This is a genomic window from Devosia sp. SL43 (assembly GCF_021729885.1).
Lineage (GTDB): Bacteria > Pseudomonadota > Alphaproteobacteria > Rhizobiales > Devosiaceae > Devosia.
In genome coordinates this window covers 1,503,170-1,518,026 of the sequence record NZ_CP063401.1, presented here as the reverse complement: position 1 = coordinate 1,518,026, position 14,857 = coordinate 1,503,170, and the positions used below count along the sequence as shown (strand labels likewise).

Sequence of the window (14,857 nt, the reverse complement as noted above, 5' to 3'; positions counted from 1 at the left end):
GGCGGAGTAGCGGCGGCCTTGCAACCGGAACGCGGGGTTCCGACTTATGCAATCAGCAACACGGAGCGTCGATATGAGCATTGTCTGGGCCATCATCATCGGATTTCTGGCGGGCATGATCGCCAAGTGGGTCACACCGGGTGACAAGAAGCCCAGTGGGTTCATTCTCACCACCGTCCTCGGCATTATCGGCTCGGTGCTGGCGACCTGGCTGGGGCAGGCGGTCGGTTGGTATGGACCGGGGGACGGCGCCAACTTCATCGGCGCCATTGTGGGCGCCGTCATCATCCTGCTGGCCTGGCGGCAGTTGGCGCGCGGCTAGGCTGGAATCGGTCTGAAAGACGAGGTCCCGCCGGTGCTTGCCGGCGGGACTTTTGTTGCTAAAGGCCCAGCATCTGCTTGGCGGCGGCCTCAGCGGCGTCACCGGCCTGCTTGACCTGGTCGTCCGTCATGCCTGCGGCCTTGGCTGCGGCCTCGGCCTGCGTGCGCGCCTCGACGACGGCGGCCTGCTTCTGTTCGGGAGTCATGCTGGCGGCCTGGGCTTGCGCGGCCTCCATGGCGTCGTTGACCGTCATATCTGTACCGGGAACGACCGTGTCGCCGCTAACGGCGGGAGCGGCAGCCGGGGTCTCGGCGGCCGGAGCGGGCGTGGCGGCGGGCGTCTCGGCAGCAGGTTGCTCGGGAGCGTTGCCACAGGCGGCCAGGGACAGGGTGGCAGCGATGGCTGCGGCGGCAATAACGAGACGCTTCATGGTCAACTCCAAATCATCAAATAGATCGCTTCACGAGACCGTGAAGCGGGTCGTCGAAAAAGGTGTCAAAGTTTGGGCGACGACGCCGCAAAGAAAAGGGGCGCCCCGCGAGGCGCCCCTTCGCTCAATCTGGTCCGAACCTACTGGATCGCGGTGATACGGCCGTCGGTATAGGGCGTGTATTCGCCGCCCAGCTTGGCCAGGTAGTCGGCCAGGACTTCCTCGAGCGGCGGGCCGAAGTCATAGGCATTGTCGCCTTCGGCAAAGGTGCCGTAGCCGTCGCCGCCGCCACGGACATAGTTGTTGGTGACGATGGTGTAGGTTGCGGCTTCGTCGATTGGTGCCCAGGCGTCGCCGCCAACCAGCACCTGAACCTCGCTGATGCGTTCGCCAGCCGGCTTGGATACATCGAACGAGTACTTCAGGCCCGCCACCTGTGGGAAGCGGCCGGCGGCATTCTCGATGTCGCTGACGCCGTTTTCCAGCGCTTCGATGACATCGGCACCCGAGATATCGACGGTAGCAAGGGTGTTGGAGAAGGGCAGGACGGTGATGACTTCGCCCTTGGTGATTTCACCGGCATCAATGGAGGCGCGCAGACCGCCGCCATTGGCTATGGCAATGGTCGCCCCCTGGTCGGCGACGCGGTCGAGCATGGCGTCGGCGACGAGGTTACCCATCTGGCATTCGACGGCGCGGCAGCTTTCACGGGCACCATCGATCGGGCCAGTGGTGGTGCCGATCACGACAGACATGGCTTCCTCGATCGGCGCCGCCAGGGCAGCAAGCTGACCCTTGAAGTCTTCGTTGCCGGTGACAGAAGCGTCGATCAGGAAGGGCTCGCCTTCGGCCTTGGTGACGACGCCATTGTCATCCCAGGTGATGGCGATATCGCCGAGATACTTGCCATACTGGTTGGCCTGCACCACCGGCACTTCCACGCCATCGGGATTGGTGACCATGGTCGGATAGGGACCAGCGGCGCCTTCCATCGAGCCGAGCAGGGAATGGCTGTGACCGCCGACGATGACGTCGACCAGCGGCAGGGCTGCAGCGACGTCCATGTCGACCGTGTAGCCGATATGGCTGAGCAGGATGATCTTGTTCACGCCGGCTGCGTCGAGGGCCTCGGACGCGCCACGGACATACTGGATCACGTCGGTGAACTCGACATTTTCACCAGGCGAGGCGATCTCAGGAGTGTCCTCGGTAGTGGCGCCGATGATGCCGATCTTTTCTCCGCCGACTTCGATGACGATCGAACCCTTGATCTTGCCGGCAAGGTTAGGGTCGCGGGTGACGTCGAAATTGCCGCCGATGATGGGGAATTCGGCCGCCTCGATGAACTTCATGAACTCTTCCGGGCCGTCATCAAATTCATGGTTGCCCGTGGCGACCACGTCGAAACCCATCTGGTTGAAGAAGTCTGAAACGACCTTGGACTTGTAGGTGGTGTAGTAGAGCGAGCCCTGGAAATTGTCGCCGGCCGAGAGCAGCAGCGAATTGCCGGCTTCGTACTTGGCGCGGGTGTCGTCGATGATGGTCTTGAGGCGCGCAATGCCGCCAAAGCATTCGCCCGCAGCGTCGGTCTCGGCATCGCAGTTGGAATCGGTGCCGGTGATGGGGTCGAAGCGCGAGTGGAAGTCGTTGATATGCAGGATGTTCAGCGTGAAATCTGCGTGGGCCGCGCCCGAGAAACCGGCGCAGAGGGTGAGCGCCGTAGCGCCGAGAAGTAGTCTTTTCATCCCTGTTATCCTTTGTTGCTTGACGGCAGTTCAGTCCCGCGACCTGGCGGCGCTCGCAAATCTTGCGATCCCCCAACGGACAAGCACGCCCGGGCCACAGCGAAACACTAGTTAACCAGTCTTTTGTGACAGTGAAAAGTGGACCTTTTGGTCAAAGTTCATGGGTGGCATGCGCCTGTGGAGCTTCAACAATCATCAACCATCGCGCAAAACTGCGCTGACGACCTTATCCGGGGTAACGCGGGTGAAAGAGTGCTGAGCGACTATGCTCGTCATTGCCCGCCAGAACAGGACAACATCGCTGTCATGAGTGCCGCCCTGCAGAGCCTGATGCGCGATGTGCCCCGTTCGGTGCCAAGCCCCAATCCACTGGTTGGCGTGTTCAATTTCATCGGCATCGGGGCGACCGGCGCCGCTGCATTCGTGATGCTGTCGACCCTGGTCATGTGGCTCGATCCGGACGCTGAACGCTGGATGATCAACGCGGCCTGCTACGCGGCGACCATCCTTCCGGTCTATCTGATGCACCGGCGCTTTTCGTTCGATTCCGACGCCTCGCATGTCCAGGCCTTCCCGCGCTATTTCGCCGTCCAGGCAATGGCGCTGGTGCTGGCGGCGGTGTTCTCGTTCGTCATCAATGGCGTGCTCTCGCTGCCGACATTCTTTGCGTCGATGCTGGTCATCGGGCTCACCTCGGGCGTCAACTACCTAGTGCTGCGCAGCTGGGCCTTCGCCCGCGGCCGAGTTACTGCCACCGTTGCGGCATGATGCCGGGGTTTCAATAGCGGTTCAGGCTTCGTATTCTCCGCACCGTTGATTTGCGGAGTTTGCGGTATGAAGAGTGCATTGATCGTCTATGGCGGCTGGTCGGGACATGACCCCGAGGAGTGCGCCGCCATCTATCGCCGCTGGCTGCACGAGGACGGGTTCTCGGTGCGCATGGCGACCGAGACGAGCGCCTTCGCCGACCCTTCCATTCACAGCCTGAGCCTGATCGTCCCCATCTTCACGATGAGCACGATCGAGAAGGGAGAAGTCGAAAACCTCACCAAGGCTGTTGCTGGCGGGGTAGGGCTTGCGGGCCACCACGGTGGCATGAGCGACGCTTTCCGCGATGCGGTGGACTATCAGTTCATGGTGGGCGGCCAGTGGGTGGCCCATCCGGGCAATATCATCGACTACACGGTCGACGTCGCCGATCCGCTCGATCCCATCATGGCGGGGATCAAGTCGTTCCCCTACACGTCCGAGCAGTATTACATGCATGTCGACCCCTCCAACCACGTGCTGGCGACCACGACATTCACGGGCGAGCATGCGCCGTGGATCGAGGGGGTGAAGATGCCCGTGGCGTGGAAGCGGCAGCACGGCAAGGGACGCGTGTTTCACTCGACACTGGGCCATCAGGCCAAGGAATTCGAGAATCGCGAAATGGCAACGATGCTGCGGCGCGGGGTAAATTGGGCGGCACGGGAGGAATAACGGCCCAAGCTTTCCCGAACTCGATCGTCACCATCGGGCTTGACCCGAGGGCCCTGTACTTACCCAACGTCCAGCAAGTTAAGAGCCCTCGGGTCAAGCCCGAGGGTGACGGCTGGTGGGTGTCGGCAGACTTGTTGCGCCTACCACCGAAGTAGGAACCGCCCCAGCACCGCTCCAAGCGCTCCAACGATCAATATCCCCAGCGAATACCAGAGCGCCAGGAACATCATGCCGTTTTCACCGCAGGCGAAAGAATAGACCCAGGCTCCGGTTCCACCGGCCATGATGCCGGCGGCGAAGCCGGCCAGGGTTGGGTTGGCAGGGGCAAAGCGGCGCAGGGCGAGAATGGCGCCAAGCAGCACGGGCAGTCCCAGGACGACGATGCGCCATGGGCAAACGAGTGACGTGCCGCCGATGACGAGCGGCATCATGTCGTCCGGTTCGGCTTGCATAAGCTGCCAGGCGGCTCCGATCACCAAAAGGATCGCCAATACGCCGATAGCAAGCCACGGCCAGCGCGCTGCGCCGATCGGCCGTGCGAGCGCGAGCGTTGCAAATCCGCCGAGCACCGCTACAGCCAGCGTGTAGCCAAACTTGGTCCAGAACATCATCGTCATCGGCGCCGTGGCGATATCCGCGCGCATGCCCAGCCACATGTTCATGGCCACGATGGCGACAAGGCCGCTGACCACCACGGCGGCGACCAACAGGCGATGCATTGCCATGGGGCGCACGGGCTTGAGGTCGGACGAGAGGCGGGCGATGAGGTCGTCGGTCATTTCTCGCCTCCCGCGAAGCGCGTCATCAGCGACTTGAGGCCGCGATGAATGGAAACCTTTGCAGCCGTCTCGGAGATGCCATGGGCGGCGGCGGCTTCTGCAACCGACTCGCCGGCAACCTTGGTGCGGCGGATGAGGTCGCTGGTGCGCGCGGGCACGGCATCGAGCACTCTATCGAGGTCTCGTCGCGCCGTGGCGTCGGCACTGTCGTCATGGGCAAAGATTGGCGCGTCATCTTCCAGCGGCACTGTCAGCCGGATGGACTGCCGGCGCACATGGTCGACGAACTTGTGATGCGCAACCGCATGCAGCCACGCCGTGAAGGGGCGGGTCCGGTCATAGGTCATGCGGCGGGTGTGGATAGCCAGCAGAGTCTCCTGCACGAGATCCTCCGCGTGCGATGCAAAGGCGGGGGTGAGCCGCCGGGTGAAATACGGGCGCAGATGTCGACCGAGTTCGGCCAGCAGAGACCTATAGGCCGCTGCGTCGCCGTCGAGCGATGCGAGCATCAGATCTCGCAGCCGCGTTTCGATCGGATCAGTCTGCATTGTGGTGTCATTCGCTCCCTGCGCTGCAGAGGTTACATGCGGGCCAACAAGTTTGAAACGCAGAATTCTCAATCACGAGACCGTTATCGCGTAACGCCTTGAACACGAGCCCCGAATGGCAGGGCATGAACCGCGCCGTTGGGGCGTGGTCAAATTCTGGAGACAGAACATGACGTTCGCCCTGCGCACTCTTTCCCTCGCGGCTGTTGCCGCAGTCGCCTTTGCCGCCGCTCCCAGCTTCGCCCAGGACGCGATGGCCCCTGCCACTGATGCGATGGCCCCGGCCGACGCCATGGGCGCCATGGCCCCTATGAGCGACGACGATCTCAAGATGTGCCTCGAGCAAGCCGGCATGATCACTTTCCCCGAAGTGATGAAGGTGGCGAGCGACGCCTGCCACGGCATGCATAACGGTATGATCCCGGACGCCATGGCGCCTGCTGACGCTATGGCTCCCGCAGACGCCATGGCTCCCGCCGATGCAATGGCTCCCGCCGATGCAATGGCACCTGCCGATGCTATGGCCCCGGCTGACGCGATGGCGCCCAAGCCATAACATTTATGTGATGTTCGCCATTCGCCTCGCGGGATACCGTTGCTTGGTGTGTCGCGGGGCAAATGCGACCATAGGGGGAAGAGCATGACAGAAGCGACCAGTCTGCCAGCGGCCAAAGGGCCGCTGATCTATCGTCAATCGATCTGGACGCGGGTGACGCACTGGATCTGGGCGATCTGCCTGTTCTTCCTGCTGCTGACGGGCCTGCAAATCTTCAACGCCCATCCAGCGCTCTATATCGGCCAGCAATCGGGCTTCGAGTTCGAGAATGCAATCCTCGAGATCGGCGCCATCAATACCGATGCCGGGCCGCGTGCTCAGACCACGATCTTCGGCCAGACGATCGACACCACGGCCATCGGCCTGGGTATGAGCGGGTCGGCCGAGCGACCGACCTTCACCGCGTTTCCGGGCTCGGTGACCATCCCGTCCTATCGGGACCTCGGCACTGGCCGCGTGGTGCATTTCTTCTTTGGTTGGATTTTCGTCGGCACGATGTTCATCTGGTTCCTCGCCAGCTTCATCAACGGCCATATCCGCCGCGACATTATTGTGCGGCCCAAGGACGTGGCCGGAGTGCCAAAGGATGTGGTGGACCACGCCACGCTGCGCTTTCATCATGGCCGGACTTATGGACCATTGCAGCGCATCGCTTATTTCGGTGTGTTCTTCGTACTGTTCCCCCTGATCGTAGCCACTGGCCTGACCATGAGCCCTGGCATCAACGCGATCGCGCCGTGGATGCTCGACATTTTCGGCGGGCGGCAGACGGCGCGGACGATCCATTTCATCGTCATGCTGTTGCTGGTCGGCTTCTTCATTATCCACATCATCATGGTGCTTGCAGCGGGGCCGATCAACGAGCTGCGCTCGATGATCACAGGCTGGTATCGCGCCAGCCCCGGCACACCCACCGTCGAAGGAGACAAGCCATGAGCGCCATTCTCACGCGCCGCAATTTTCTGCGCAGCTCGGTGCTGGCGGGCTCAGGCCTAGTCCTGGCAGGTTGCGACCAATTCGATTTCCTGGCCGACAAGAGCGGGCCCGCCCGGCAGATCATGGAACGAGCCAATGTGCTGACCTACCAGGCGCAGCGGGCCATCATCGGCAGCCAGACGCTGGCGCGCGAATATGCCCCGAGCGAAATCCGCCAGGGGCAGCGGCCCAACGGCTCCACCGATCCGACGACGCCGGAATATATGTTCCTCAAGGCGGAGAACTTCGCCAGCTACAAGCTCAAGGTCATTGGCATGGTCGAGCAGCCGCTGGAATTCTCGCTCGACGAGCTGCGCAATATGCCGGCGCGCAGTCAGATCACCCGGCACGACTGCGTCGAAGGCTGGAGCTGCATTGCCAAATGGACCGGCACGCCGCTGGGGCCGATCCTCGACATGGCGCGCGTCAAGCCGACAGCGAAGTTCTGCGTCTATCACTGCTTCGACAATATCCAGCGGACGCTGTCGGGCGATATTTTGTACTATACCAGCTCGGACCTGATCGACGCCTATCACCCGCAGTCGATCCTGAGCTACGGCCTTAACGACCAGGTGCTGCCGGTGAGCAACGGCGCGCCGGTACGCCTGCGGATTGAGCGGGCGCTGGGCTACAAGCAACCGAAATACCTGCACACGATCGAACTGGTGGATGACCTGTCTAGCTTCGGCAAGGGCAGGGGCGGGTATTGGGAAGATACTGGCTATGACTGGTATGCGGGGATTTGAGGGTTTCTCGCTTTTTGGATTAAGTGAGCTTCGATGATCCAGTCGACACCCTCCCCCTTGTGGGGAGGGATCAAGGGTGGGGGTGTTTAGCCGGTATCGGGGCTGCCATCACCCCCTCCCAGCCTCCCCCATCAAGGGGGAGGTGCTGTCTGGTGGGCGAGTGAGATTTTTGCCCCCTCAACTGCCCTTTGGGTAAGGGGAAGTGGAGGAACGCAACTCCGCCATGCGTCCTGCAAGCCCGAATTTCCTTGCTATTTCAGGCGCCTTGCCCCATATCACCGCGATCGTCACCGGCGCATGGACCTTTGTTGGATCCGCTGGCGCCAGAACTTTGGTGACGGACTTCACTTCTTATCCCCTGCGGTGAGCGGCGAAGTCAGCCCGGAAACAGTTTGTCCGGGTTCGAGCCAGCACCCGCGCGATATCTCCCTCTTATCGCCCGATTGCACCTGTTGATCCGCTGTTCCCATGTGGAATGGCGATTTGCGCGCTGCATTGTTCTGCGCGCCCCAAGCGCCATGTGGCGCAGAAAGACGTGTTCACTTGAACGACTTTATTTCCCTCGGCCTGCCGACCCTGATTACCGACAGCCTGACTGCCGGAGGCTTTACCGAGCCCACCAAGATCCAGCTCCAGGCCATCCCGAAGCTTCTCGAAGGCCGGGACATGATGGGCATTGCCCAGACCGGTTCGGGCAAGACGGCGGCCTTCGGCCTGCCGATCTTGGCTGGCCTTCTCACCCTCACCGGCCGTCCGCGGCCGATGACCACCCGCGCCCTCATTCTTGCCCCGACGCGCGAACTGGCCGTCCAGATCGACGAAGCCATCCGCAAGTTTGCCGGCAGCAAGATGAAGCTTGATACCGTTCTGCTGCTGGGCGGCGTGTCGCGCTACCATCAGGTCAAGCGCCTCGAGCGCGGCGTCGATATCACGGTCGCCACTCCTGGTCGCCTCAAGGACCTGATGGACGACGGCAAGATCAAGCTCAACGAAACCCGCTGGTTCGTGCTCGACGAGGCCGACCGTATGCTCGACATGGGCTTCATCGCTCCGGTCCGCGCTGTCGCCAAGGCGATCGGCGTCAAGCGCCAGACCATGATGTTCTCGGCCACCATGGCCCCCGAAGTCGCCGATCTCGCCAAGACCCTGCTCAATGAGCCGGTGCGTGTCGATGCGTCGGTTGCCGGTTCTACCGTGATCAAGATCGACCAGCGCGTGATCCTTTCCGGTTCCAAGGCCAAGCGCGGCGTGCTCAATGAGCTGCTGGCCAACGAAGAAGAAGCCATGGAACGCGTGATCATCTTCGCGCGCACCAAGCATGGCGCCGATCGCGTGGCGAAGAACCTCGAGATCGATGGTCACAAGGCTGCGGCGATCCACGGCAACAAGAGCCAGAATGCCCGCCAGGCGGCCCTCAAGGGCTTTTCCTCGGGTGACGTGCGTATCCTCGTTGCAACCGATATCGCAGCGCGCGGTATCGACGTGCCCGGCATCACCCATGTGGTGAACTACGAGCTGCCAGACGATCCGGAGAACTACGTTCACCGTATCGGCCGCACTGGCCGCAACGGCGCCTCGGGCATTGCCATCACCCTGTGCGATGGTACCGAGCGCGACAAGCTGCGCGATGTCGAGCGCCTGATCCGCCGCACGCTGCCGCAGAGCGGCAACCTGCATCTTGCCAACGAGACCGGTGTGATCGAAGCGCCCCGTTCGGCCTACAAGAAGCCATCCGGTGGCCGTCCTGGTCCGCGTTCGTCCAAGAACCCGCGCGCGCCTCAGGCTGATCGTCGTTCGCCGGCAGAGCGCCGTCCCTTCGCCGAGTTCTCCAAGGAGACCGGCGGTCGGCCGCAGCCGCATCATCAGCCTTCGGACACCCCGCGTGCCCGTCCGGCAACCGAAGCGGCTCGTACGCGCCCGGATAGTGCGCCACGCACCCGTCCGGAAAGCGCACCGCGCACGCGTCCGGTTGACGGTGCCGCCGCGCCGGCTCGGGCCGTGCGTCGCGATATGGAAACAGGCAAGCCAATGGCCAACAACAAGCCGGCCGGCGACAAGACCAAGCAGCGCTGGGGCAAGACGCAGAAGGACGCTGTCCGCACCGGCGGTCGCTCCAATGCCGATCGCCAGCGCGGTCGCGCATAAACCTCACACGGAATCGGTTATGAGAAGGGCGGCCCATGTGGCCGCCCTTTTTCGTTGGAGTGCGCCATGACCACGATTGCCCTTATCGGACCCGGCGCCATCGGCGGCACCGTCGCCGCATGGCTGGCGCAGAACCCCGATTTTGCCATCACGCTCTGTGCTCGCACGCCGCTGGACGATCTGCGGGTCGAAACGCCAAGCGGGATGATCACGGCAAGGCCGAGAGTGATCACCGATCCCGCCCTGGCAGAAACCGTCGATTGGGTGCTCGTGGCGACCAAGACCTATGATGTGGATTCGACCAAACGCTGGCTGGACCGGCTGGTTGGACCCGAAACGCGCGTGGCCATCATCCAGAACGGGGTGGAGCATGTCCGCCTGTTCGAGCATCTCGTGCCGGCGGAACGCCTGGTGCCCGTTATGATCAACCTGCCGGCGGCGCGCAATGCGCCGGGGCGGATCGTGCAAAGCCGCCACGGTATCATCGCCGTGCCGGCTGGACGCAATGGCGAGGATTTTGCTGCGCTGTTCGCCCATTCCGAGATCGAGGCGGCGGCGCATGCCGATTTTCTGTCGCAGGCGTGGATCAAGCTGGCGGGCAATTGCGGGGCCGTCGTTCCGGCGCTGACCCTGCGCGCGACCGGCCCCGTCTGGAGCGACGATCTGGCGGCGATCGTGCGCGGGCTGGTCGAGGAATGCGTGGCGGTCGGTCGCGCCGAGGGTGCCACGATTCCGGACAGCGTGATCGTCAACACGATCGCCAGTTCGCGCGGTATGCCCGAGGGCGCAGTCGGTGGATCTCTCCACGCCGATCGTCTTGCGGGGAACCAGATGGAGATCGATGCCCGCAATGGCGTCATCGTTCGCCTGGGGACCAAGCATGGCATTCCAACGCCGGTGAACAAGATGTTGGTGACTTTGCTCGGCGCGGCGGGCAGTCCCTGGGCGTCGCGCTAGGCGACGGACGCCAGATAGAGAATATCCCGCGTCGATGTGCCGTCACCCGATGTGCTCGGCGCCAGGCGGTCGATGAAGCTCCTGCTCCAGTCGTCGACATTGTGCCGTCTCGCCGCGGCCATCAGGCTCTGCCAGCGGGCGATACGCTCGTCGAGCGGCATATCGAGCGCCATGCGCAGCGCTTCGCCGGTTTCGTCGGTGTCGAAGGGATTGACCAGGACCGCGTCTTCGAAAATCTCGGCCGCACCGGCGAAACGCGACAAGACCAGTACACCGGGATCGGCTGGGTTCTGCGAGCCAACATATTCGTGCGCGACCAGGTTCATGCCGTCACGCAGCGGGGTCACGAGGCCCACCCGGGCGAGGCGATAGAGCCCGGCGAGGCTGGGTTGGCCATAGGCGCGCTTGACGTAGGTGAGCGGCTGCCAGTCCGGTTCGGCGAAGCGACCCATGACGCGGCCGCAGATTGCGTCGAGGGTGTCGCTGGTTTCCTGATATTCCTTGATCGTGTCGCGTGACGGCGGCGCCACCTGCAGCAGATGTACCTGCCGGCGGAAGCGGCCGTCATTGGCAAGAAGCTTTTCATAGGCCTCCACGCGCTGCGGCAGGCCCTTTGAATAGTCCAGACGATCGACACCCAGGATCAGGTTCTGGCCATGCAGCGATCGCTCCATGCGCTTGACCATCTTGGTGGCGGCAGCGCTGACGGAAAGGCGCGCAAAGGCGTCCGGGTCCGAGCCGATGGGGAAGGCCGCGACCTCGGTGCGACTGAAATCGACCGACTTGAGCGGACTGCCCGACAGGCTCGACGGCGACTGGTGCTCGGAGAATTCAGTAAAGGCGCTGACGTCTCGGTTCGCCTGCATGCCGACCAGATCGTAGCGCGACAGGTCGCGCATCAGTTCCTGATGGTGCGGGATGGCGTAGAGCGCGTCGGGCGTGGGGAAGGGGATGTGGAGATAGAAGCCGATGCGGTTTCTCGCCCCCAGATTGCGAAGCTCCGTCGCCAGTGGAATCAGGTGGTAGTCGTGCACCCAGATGACGTCGTCGGGCCTCAGCAGCGGCAGCAGCGCGCGGGCGAACTGCACATTGACGGAGCGATAGCCTTCGTACCAATGCGCCTCGATGGTGGCGAGGTCGAGCCGCAGATGGAAGCTGGGCCAGAGGATCGAGTTGGAAAAGCCGGCATAGTAGGCGTGGTGATCGTCGCGCGTCAGGTCGATCTGGGCGACTGAGAGGCCGTCAATGTCCTGAAACCTGGCTTCGCTTGACGGTGTCTCGACAAGATCACCAGACCAACCGAACCAAAATCCCTCGCGTTCAGCCAGCGTCTTGCGCAGGGCAACAGCCAAGCCGCCCGCCGCCGGGCCCTTGCCCGGCGTGCGGTTCGATACAACGATTAATCGGCTCATGCAGTGCCCCTTCAGTCCATCAAATCAGTGCGTCAGCGCATACTCGCGATCGCGGGCGGCGATATCGCCGAGCCCCTGGATCAGGGCGTGAACGGACGCGACATTGGCAATCCTCATGCGTGCAGCGGTGTCGCCCTCACCCAGCTTGATGCCCACGCCACCCAGTTCCTGGGCGGCGATGAAGGCGTCTTCGTCAGTGGTGTCGTCGCCGATGAAGATCGGGGTACGACCGACAAAGGGCTCTTCGCGCATGAAGGCGCGCAACGCCTCGCCCTTACTGACGCCGCGTGGCCGGGCCTCAAGCACCATCTTGCCGGGAACCAGTTCGAAGTCGGTGACGCTGTGCAGCGCCTCTTCCATGGCAATGCGCACGGCTGTCTCCAGCTCCGGCGCCTGGCGGTAGTGCAGGGCCACTGCGCCCTCTTTGGTTTCCATGAGCAGGCTTGGATGAGCGATGAGCAAGGGCTGCACTGCGTGCGCGATTTCTTCAGCGCCCAGTATCGAAGCCGGGTCGACCGTTTCGACAAAGCCATCGGCACGACGACGCTGCGTACCGTGGGCACCGGCAATAGGCAGCAGCAGCGGCGACAGGAACTTGTCGATATCGGCGATTTCGCGGCCCGTCAGAACGGCAAAGGCGCTGTCGAACTCGCGCGCAGCGCGTTCCAGCTGGTGCGCAAGGGAAACCGGCACATCGATCTCGTCGGGTGTTTCCGCCAGCTCGACCAGGGTTCCGTCGAAGTCGGTGAAGATCGCCAGGTGCGGAATGGCGTTAGGGTCGATGTTATCGATCTGCGACATGGCAGGCCTCACTCGGATTGGTTCGGTAGACCCAACGCGCGGCTGCCGGTTTGGTTCGCTTCACATGGCTGACATGCAGAGGCCGACAATCTGAACGGAACATTAATGACGCATTCGTGAGCGGTTCAACGCGTGCCCGCTAGAGGAGGGTCACACTGACAAGAAAGCCGAAACGACCATGCCTCCGATGCTGTTCACCGCCCTTGTGGGAATGCTGTTCAACCTGTTCTTCGCAGGTGTGCTGCCCACTCACCATGCCGGTCTGACCAAGCTCGATGGCGCTGTGCGTATCGAAGCCACCGTCAACTAAGCATCACGCCATTTCCGGACCCAACAAAATGACCCAGATCCTGCTCACCGCCCTCTTCGCCGTTGCCATCAGCTTCCTGACCTTTGCGGCTTCCTTTGCCGAAGCGCCGCGCAGCGAGTTCGTGACGACCGTGGCCATCGCAAGCCACGAATAGTCTACGCTCACTAAGCCAGCGGGATGCCCTTGCTGCCCTTGGTCTTCTGATAGGCGGCGGACACATCGTTGTAGAAGGCGTTGATGTCGTCCAGCCGGGATAGCAGCGCCTCGCGGCTGCTGCGGTCGAGCCCGGCAATCATCTGGATGATGCTGTGGCTCTGCCAGAACTTGTTGATCCGGTTATAGAGCGGACGATCGGGGGACACCGTGCCGTTTTCCGGATCGGGCACGGCGTAGACTTCCTTGAGAATGGCGATGTCGTGCGGAATGCCGAAGCTGTCGCGGGTGTCCTCGTAGCTGAACAGATAATAGAAATTGTCGAAGCCCGACCAGGTGATGCCGGACAGGCAGAGCGAGCATGGCTCGTGCGTGGCGAGGAAGATGCAGTCCTTAGTCGCCGGACGCTGATCGGCCGGCAGTTCGAAGAACCGCTTGATGGCGTGCATTTCGCCGTGCCAGAGCGGGTTTTCGGTCTCGTTGTTGGTTTCGGCAATCACCAGCGACAGATCGGACTTGCGCAGGATTGCTGCTCCGAACAGCTTGTTGCCACCGGCCACGCCCCTTTGCGTCTTGGCGGCGACGTCGATTTCGATGACGTCGAGCAGGCGGGTGACGAGTACAGCGCTATCCATGGTGGCCCCAAGAAAATCAGGTGGCCAGCCTAGCCAGCCACCCGACCAATGGGAAGGGCGTCACTGCAGGCGGACGAGCTCGACGATCGGCACGCCGATGGCATCGACCAGTGACAGCGAATTGCCCGACAGCTCGTAGCCGGTCGTGGTCCTAAGTGCAGCGAAATAGGCTGCCTCTTGTTCCATAGTTGCGGGCGTGCAGGCCATCCTGGTGCCGGCGACGGGGCCGAAGGAGAGCGGCGTCAGGTCGAAGCTGGCTTCGGTGAAATAGTTGTTGCACCCCCCGTTGCCACCAGCGCGGCGGTCGCCGGCAATGGACAGGGTAACCTCGGTATCGGCCAGAACCGGATCGCCGCCGATGCCGATGACGCGCCAGGCGGTGTCAAGCAGCGGGCTCAAGGGTTCGATCGGTTCGACGGGCAGGATTTCGACAGGCGGGTCGTGTGGCGGTGGAGCGAGGAATGCGACCTCGATAAGGTTGCGTTCCGGATCGGCGGGATCAACCAGCAGCGGTTCCACATTGGTGAAGCTGCCGCCGCCAGCCAACATGATCTGCGCCACAAGGCCGTATTGCCCGCCGCTCGCCAATACAGTGCTGCGCACGTTAAGGGTAAACTGGATAGGCGAGGCCGCCCTGTCGGCCAGGACTGCGGTGGCGCTGGTGATCGGGCTCTGATCGGGCAGGCTCACCAAAGTAATTGTCAGCGCTGAGTCAGGCGGCAGCAGCATGCGTTCGCGATAGGTGACTTCGCCCGTGAAGGTCACATCATCGGCGGCGGCAGCGGAAACAAGCGTCAGCAGTGTCAGTAGTGCCAACCCCGTGCGCAACAGTCTTGAAACAAACATATCGTCCTCCCGATC

The 14,857-nt window shown here is 62.7% G+C and carries 18 protein-coding genes; 10 read left to right on the top strand and 8 right to left on the bottom strand.

Features of this window, described 5'->3' with window-relative positions; translation table 11 throughout:
• The first annotated feature begins 73 nt into the window (after positions 1 to 73).
• The gene (locus IM737_RS07505; RefSeq protein WP_236899299.1) at positions 74 to 322 is read left to right on the top strand and encodes a GlsB/YeaQ/YmgE family stress response membrane protein; all 249 of its coding nucleotides are present in this window, start codon (positions 74 to 76) and stop codon (positions 320 to 322) included.
• A 58-nt stretch (positions 323 to 380) separates the two neighbouring features.
• On the opposite strand, the gene IM737_RS07500 is transcribed toward IM737_RS07505, so the two are convergent.
• Both IM737_RS07500 and IM737_RS07495 read right to left on the bottom strand, forming a co-directional pair.
• Positions 381 to 752 (bottom strand): hypothetical protein, encoded by a 372-nt coding sequence (locus tag IM737_RS07500; protein ID WP_236899298.1) that lies wholly within the window; start codon positions 750 to 752, stop codon positions 381 to 383.
• Between the two features lie 140 nt (positions 753 to 892).
• The gene (locus IM737_RS07495; RefSeq protein WP_236899297.1) at positions 893 to 2,497 is read right to left on the bottom strand and encodes a bifunctional metallophosphatase/5'-nucleotidase; all 1,605 of its coding nucleotides are present in this window, start codon (positions 2,495 to 2,497) and stop codon (positions 893 to 895) included.
• Positions 2,498 to 2,803: 306 nt separating this feature from the next.
• On the opposite strand from IM737_RS07495, the gene IM737_RS07490 reads away from it, so the two are divergent.
• Both IM737_RS07490 and IM737_RS07485 read left to right on the top strand, forming a co-directional pair.
• Positions 2,804 to 3,265, top strand: coding sequence for a GtrA family protein (locus IM737_RS07490; RefSeq protein ID WP_236899296.1), 462 nt, complete (start codon positions 2,804 to 2,806; stop codon positions 3,263 to 3,265).
• 66 nt (positions 3,266 to 3,331) lie between these two features.
• Entirely contained in the window at positions 3,332 to 3,979 is a 648-nt protein-coding gene (locus IM737_RS07485) for a ThuA domain-containing protein (RefSeq protein ID WP_236899295.1), read from the top strand.
• A gap of 140 nt (positions 3,980 to 4,119) precedes the next feature.
• Here IM737_RS07485 and IM737_RS07480 read toward each other — a convergent pair whose 3' ends face one another.
• Positions 4,120 to 4,758 (bottom strand): NrsF family protein, encoded by a 639-nt coding sequence (locus IM737_RS07480; RefSeq protein WP_236899294.1) that lies wholly within the window; start codon positions 4,756 to 4,758, stop codon positions 4,120 to 4,122.
• Positions 4,755 to 5,306 (bottom strand): sigma-70 family RNA polymerase sigma factor, encoded by a 552-nt coding sequence (locus tag IM737_RS07475; protein ID WP_236899293.1) that lies wholly within the window; start codon positions 5,304 to 5,306, stop codon positions 4,755 to 4,757. The genes IM737_RS07480 and IM737_RS07475 overlap by 4 nt, the downstream gene beginning before the upstream one ends.
• Positions 5,307 to 5,475: 169 nt before the next feature.
• On the opposite strand from IM737_RS07475, the gene IM737_RS07470 reads away from it, so the two are divergent.
• From IM737_RS07470 to IM737_RS07450, 5 genes are all read left to right on the top strand, one after another.
• Positions 5,476 to 5,862, top strand: coding sequence for a hypothetical protein (locus tag IM737_RS07470; RefSeq protein WP_236899292.1), 387 nt, complete (start codon positions 5,476 to 5,478; stop codon positions 5,860 to 5,862).
• An 84-nt stretch (positions 5,863 to 5,946) separates the two neighbouring features.
• Positions 5,947 to 6,798 (top strand): cytochrome b/b6 domain-containing protein, encoded by an 852-nt coding sequence (locus tag IM737_RS07465; RefSeq protein WP_236899291.1) that lies wholly within the window; start codon positions 5,947 to 5,949, stop codon positions 6,796 to 6,798.
• Complete coding sequence (locus IM737_RS07460) at positions 6,795 to 7,583, top strand: molybdopterin-dependent oxidoreductase (protein ID WP_236899290.1); 789 nt, start codon at positions 6,795 to 6,797, stop codon at positions 7,581 to 7,583. Before IM737_RS07465 ends, IM737_RS07460 begins: the two co-directional genes overlap by 4 nt.
• 543 nt (positions 7,584 to 8,126) lie before the next feature.
• The gene (locus IM737_RS07455; RefSeq protein ID WP_236899289.1) at positions 8,127 to 9,728 is read left to right on the top strand and encodes a DEAD/DEAH box helicase; all 1,602 of its coding nucleotides are present in this window, start codon (positions 8,127 to 8,129) and stop codon (positions 9,726 to 9,728) included.
• 66 nt (positions 9,729 to 9,794) lie between these two features.
• Positions 9,795 to 10,685, top strand: coding sequence for a 2-dehydropantoate 2-reductase (locus tag IM737_RS07450; protein WP_236899288.1), 891 nt, complete (start codon positions 9,795 to 9,797; stop codon positions 10,683 to 10,685).
• Here IM737_RS07450 and IM737_RS07445 read toward each other — a convergent pair.
• Both IM737_RS07445 and otsB read right to left on the bottom strand, forming a co-directional pair.
• Complete coding sequence (locus tag IM737_RS07445) at positions 10,682 to 12,097, bottom strand: alpha,alpha-trehalose-phosphate synthase (UDP-forming) (protein ID WP_236899287.1); 1,416 nt, start codon at positions 12,095 to 12,097, stop codon at positions 10,682 to 10,684. The genes IM737_RS07450 and IM737_RS07445 overlap by 4 nt on opposite strands.
• Positions 12,098 to 12,121: 24 nt before the next feature.
• Positions 12,122 to 12,898, bottom strand: coding sequence for a trehalose-phosphatase (otsB, locus tag IM737_RS07440; protein WP_236899286.1), 777 nt, complete (start codon positions 12,896 to 12,898; stop codon positions 12,122 to 12,124).
• Positions 12,899 to 13,076: 178 nt separating this feature from the next.
• Here otsB and IM737_RS20945 point away from each other — a divergent pair, with 178 nt between their 5' ends.
• Together IM737_RS20945 and IM737_RS20940 are read left to right on the top strand one after the other, a co-directional pair.
• On the top strand, positions 13,077 to 13,208 hold the full coding sequence (locus tag IM737_RS20945; RefSeq protein WP_272906554.1) for a hypothetical protein: 132 nt from the start codon (positions 13,077 to 13,079) through the stop codon (positions 13,206 to 13,208).
• A gap of 28 nt (positions 13,209 to 13,236) precedes the next feature.
• The gene (locus tag IM737_RS20940) at positions 13,237 to 13,362 is read left to right on the top strand and encodes a hypothetical protein (RefSeq protein WP_272906553.1); all 126 of its coding nucleotides are present in this window, start codon (positions 13,237 to 13,239) and stop codon (positions 13,360 to 13,362) included.
• A 10-nt stretch (positions 13,363 to 13,372) separates the two neighbouring features.
• Here the strand turns inward: IM737_RS20940 and IM737_RS07435 are convergent, their stop codons facing one another.
• Positions 13,373 to 13,996: a nucleoside deaminase gene (locus tag IM737_RS07435; protein ID WP_236899285.1), complete on the bottom strand. Its 624-nt coding sequence runs from the start codon at positions 13,994 to 13,996 to the stop codon at positions 13,373 to 13,375.
• Between the two features lie 60 nt (positions 13,997 to 14,056).
• Entirely contained in the window at positions 14,057 to 14,842 is a 786-nt protein-coding gene (locus IM737_RS07430; RefSeq protein ID WP_236899284.1) for an META domain-containing protein, read from the bottom strand.
• Positions 14,843 to 14,857: the final 15 nt, after the last annotated feature.

Excerpts from the sequence above, each read along its gene's own strand:
- IM737_RS07505 (WP_236899299.1), top strand. The coding sequence starts at position 74 with ATGAGCATTGTCTGGGCCATCATCATCGGATTTCTGGCGGGCATGATC.
- IM737_RS07480 (WP_236899294.1), bottom strand. The coding sequence starts at position 4,758 with ATGACCGACGACCTCATCGCCCGCCTCTCGTCCGACCTCAAGCCCGTG.
- IM737_RS20945 (WP_272906554.1), top strand. The coding sequence starts at position 13,077 with ATGCCTCCGATGCTGTTCACCGCCCTTGTGGGAATGCTGTTCAACCTG.
- IM737_RS07500 (WP_236899298.1), bottom strand. The coding sequence starts at position 752 with ATGAAGCGTCTCGTTATTGCCGCCGCAGCCATCGCTGCCACCCTGTCC.
- IM737_RS07475 (WP_236899293.1), bottom strand. The coding sequence starts at position 5,306 with ATGCAGACTGATCCGATCGAAACGCGGCTGCGAGATCTGATGCTCGCA.
- IM737_RS07460 (WP_236899290.1), top strand. The coding sequence starts at position 6,795 with ATGAGCGCCATTCTCACGCGCCGCAATTTTCTGCGCAGCTCGGTGCTG.
- IM737_RS07465 (WP_236899291.1), top strand. The coding sequence starts at position 5,947 with ATGACAGAAGCGACCAGTCTGCCAGCGGCCAAAGGGCCGCTGATCTAT.
- IM737_RS07435 (WP_236899285.1), bottom strand. The coding sequence starts at position 13,996 with ATGGATAGCGCTGTACTCGTCACCCGCCTGCTCGACGTCATCGAAATC.
- IM737_RS07485 (WP_236899295.1), top strand. The coding sequence starts at position 3,332 with ATGAAGAGTGCATTGATCGTCTATGGCGGCTGGTCGGGACATGACCCC.
- otsB (WP_236899286.1), bottom strand. The coding sequence starts at position 12,898 with ATGTCGCAGATCGATAACATCGACCCTAACGCCATTCCGCACCTGGCG.
- IM737_RS07495 (WP_236899297.1), bottom strand. The coding sequence starts at position 2,497 with ATGAAAAGACTACTTCTCGGCGCTACGGCGCTCACCCTCTGCGCCGGT.
- IM737_RS07490 (WP_236899296.1), top strand. The coding sequence starts at position 2,804 with ATGAGTGCCGCCCTGCAGAGCCTGATGCGCGATGTGCCCCGTTCGGTG.
- IM737_RS20940 (WP_272906553.1), top strand. The coding sequence starts at position 13,237 with ATGACCCAGATCCTGCTCACCGCCCTCTTCGCCGTTGCCATCAGCTTC.
- IM737_RS07470 (WP_236899292.1), top strand. The coding sequence starts at position 5,476 with ATGACGTTCGCCCTGCGCACTCTTTCCCTCGCGGCTGTTGCCGCAGTC.
- IM737_RS07430 (WP_236899284.1), bottom strand. The coding sequence starts at position 14,842 with ATGTTTGTTTCAAGACTGTTGCGCACGGGGTTGGCACTACTGACACTG.
- IM737_RS07450 (WP_236899288.1), top strand. The coding sequence starts at position 9,795 with ATGACCACGATTGCCCTTATCGGACCCGGCGCCATCGGCGGCACCGTC.
- IM737_RS07445 (WP_236899287.1), bottom strand. The coding sequence starts at position 12,097 with ATGAGCCGATTAATCGTTGTATCGAACCGCACGCCGGGCAAGGGCCCG.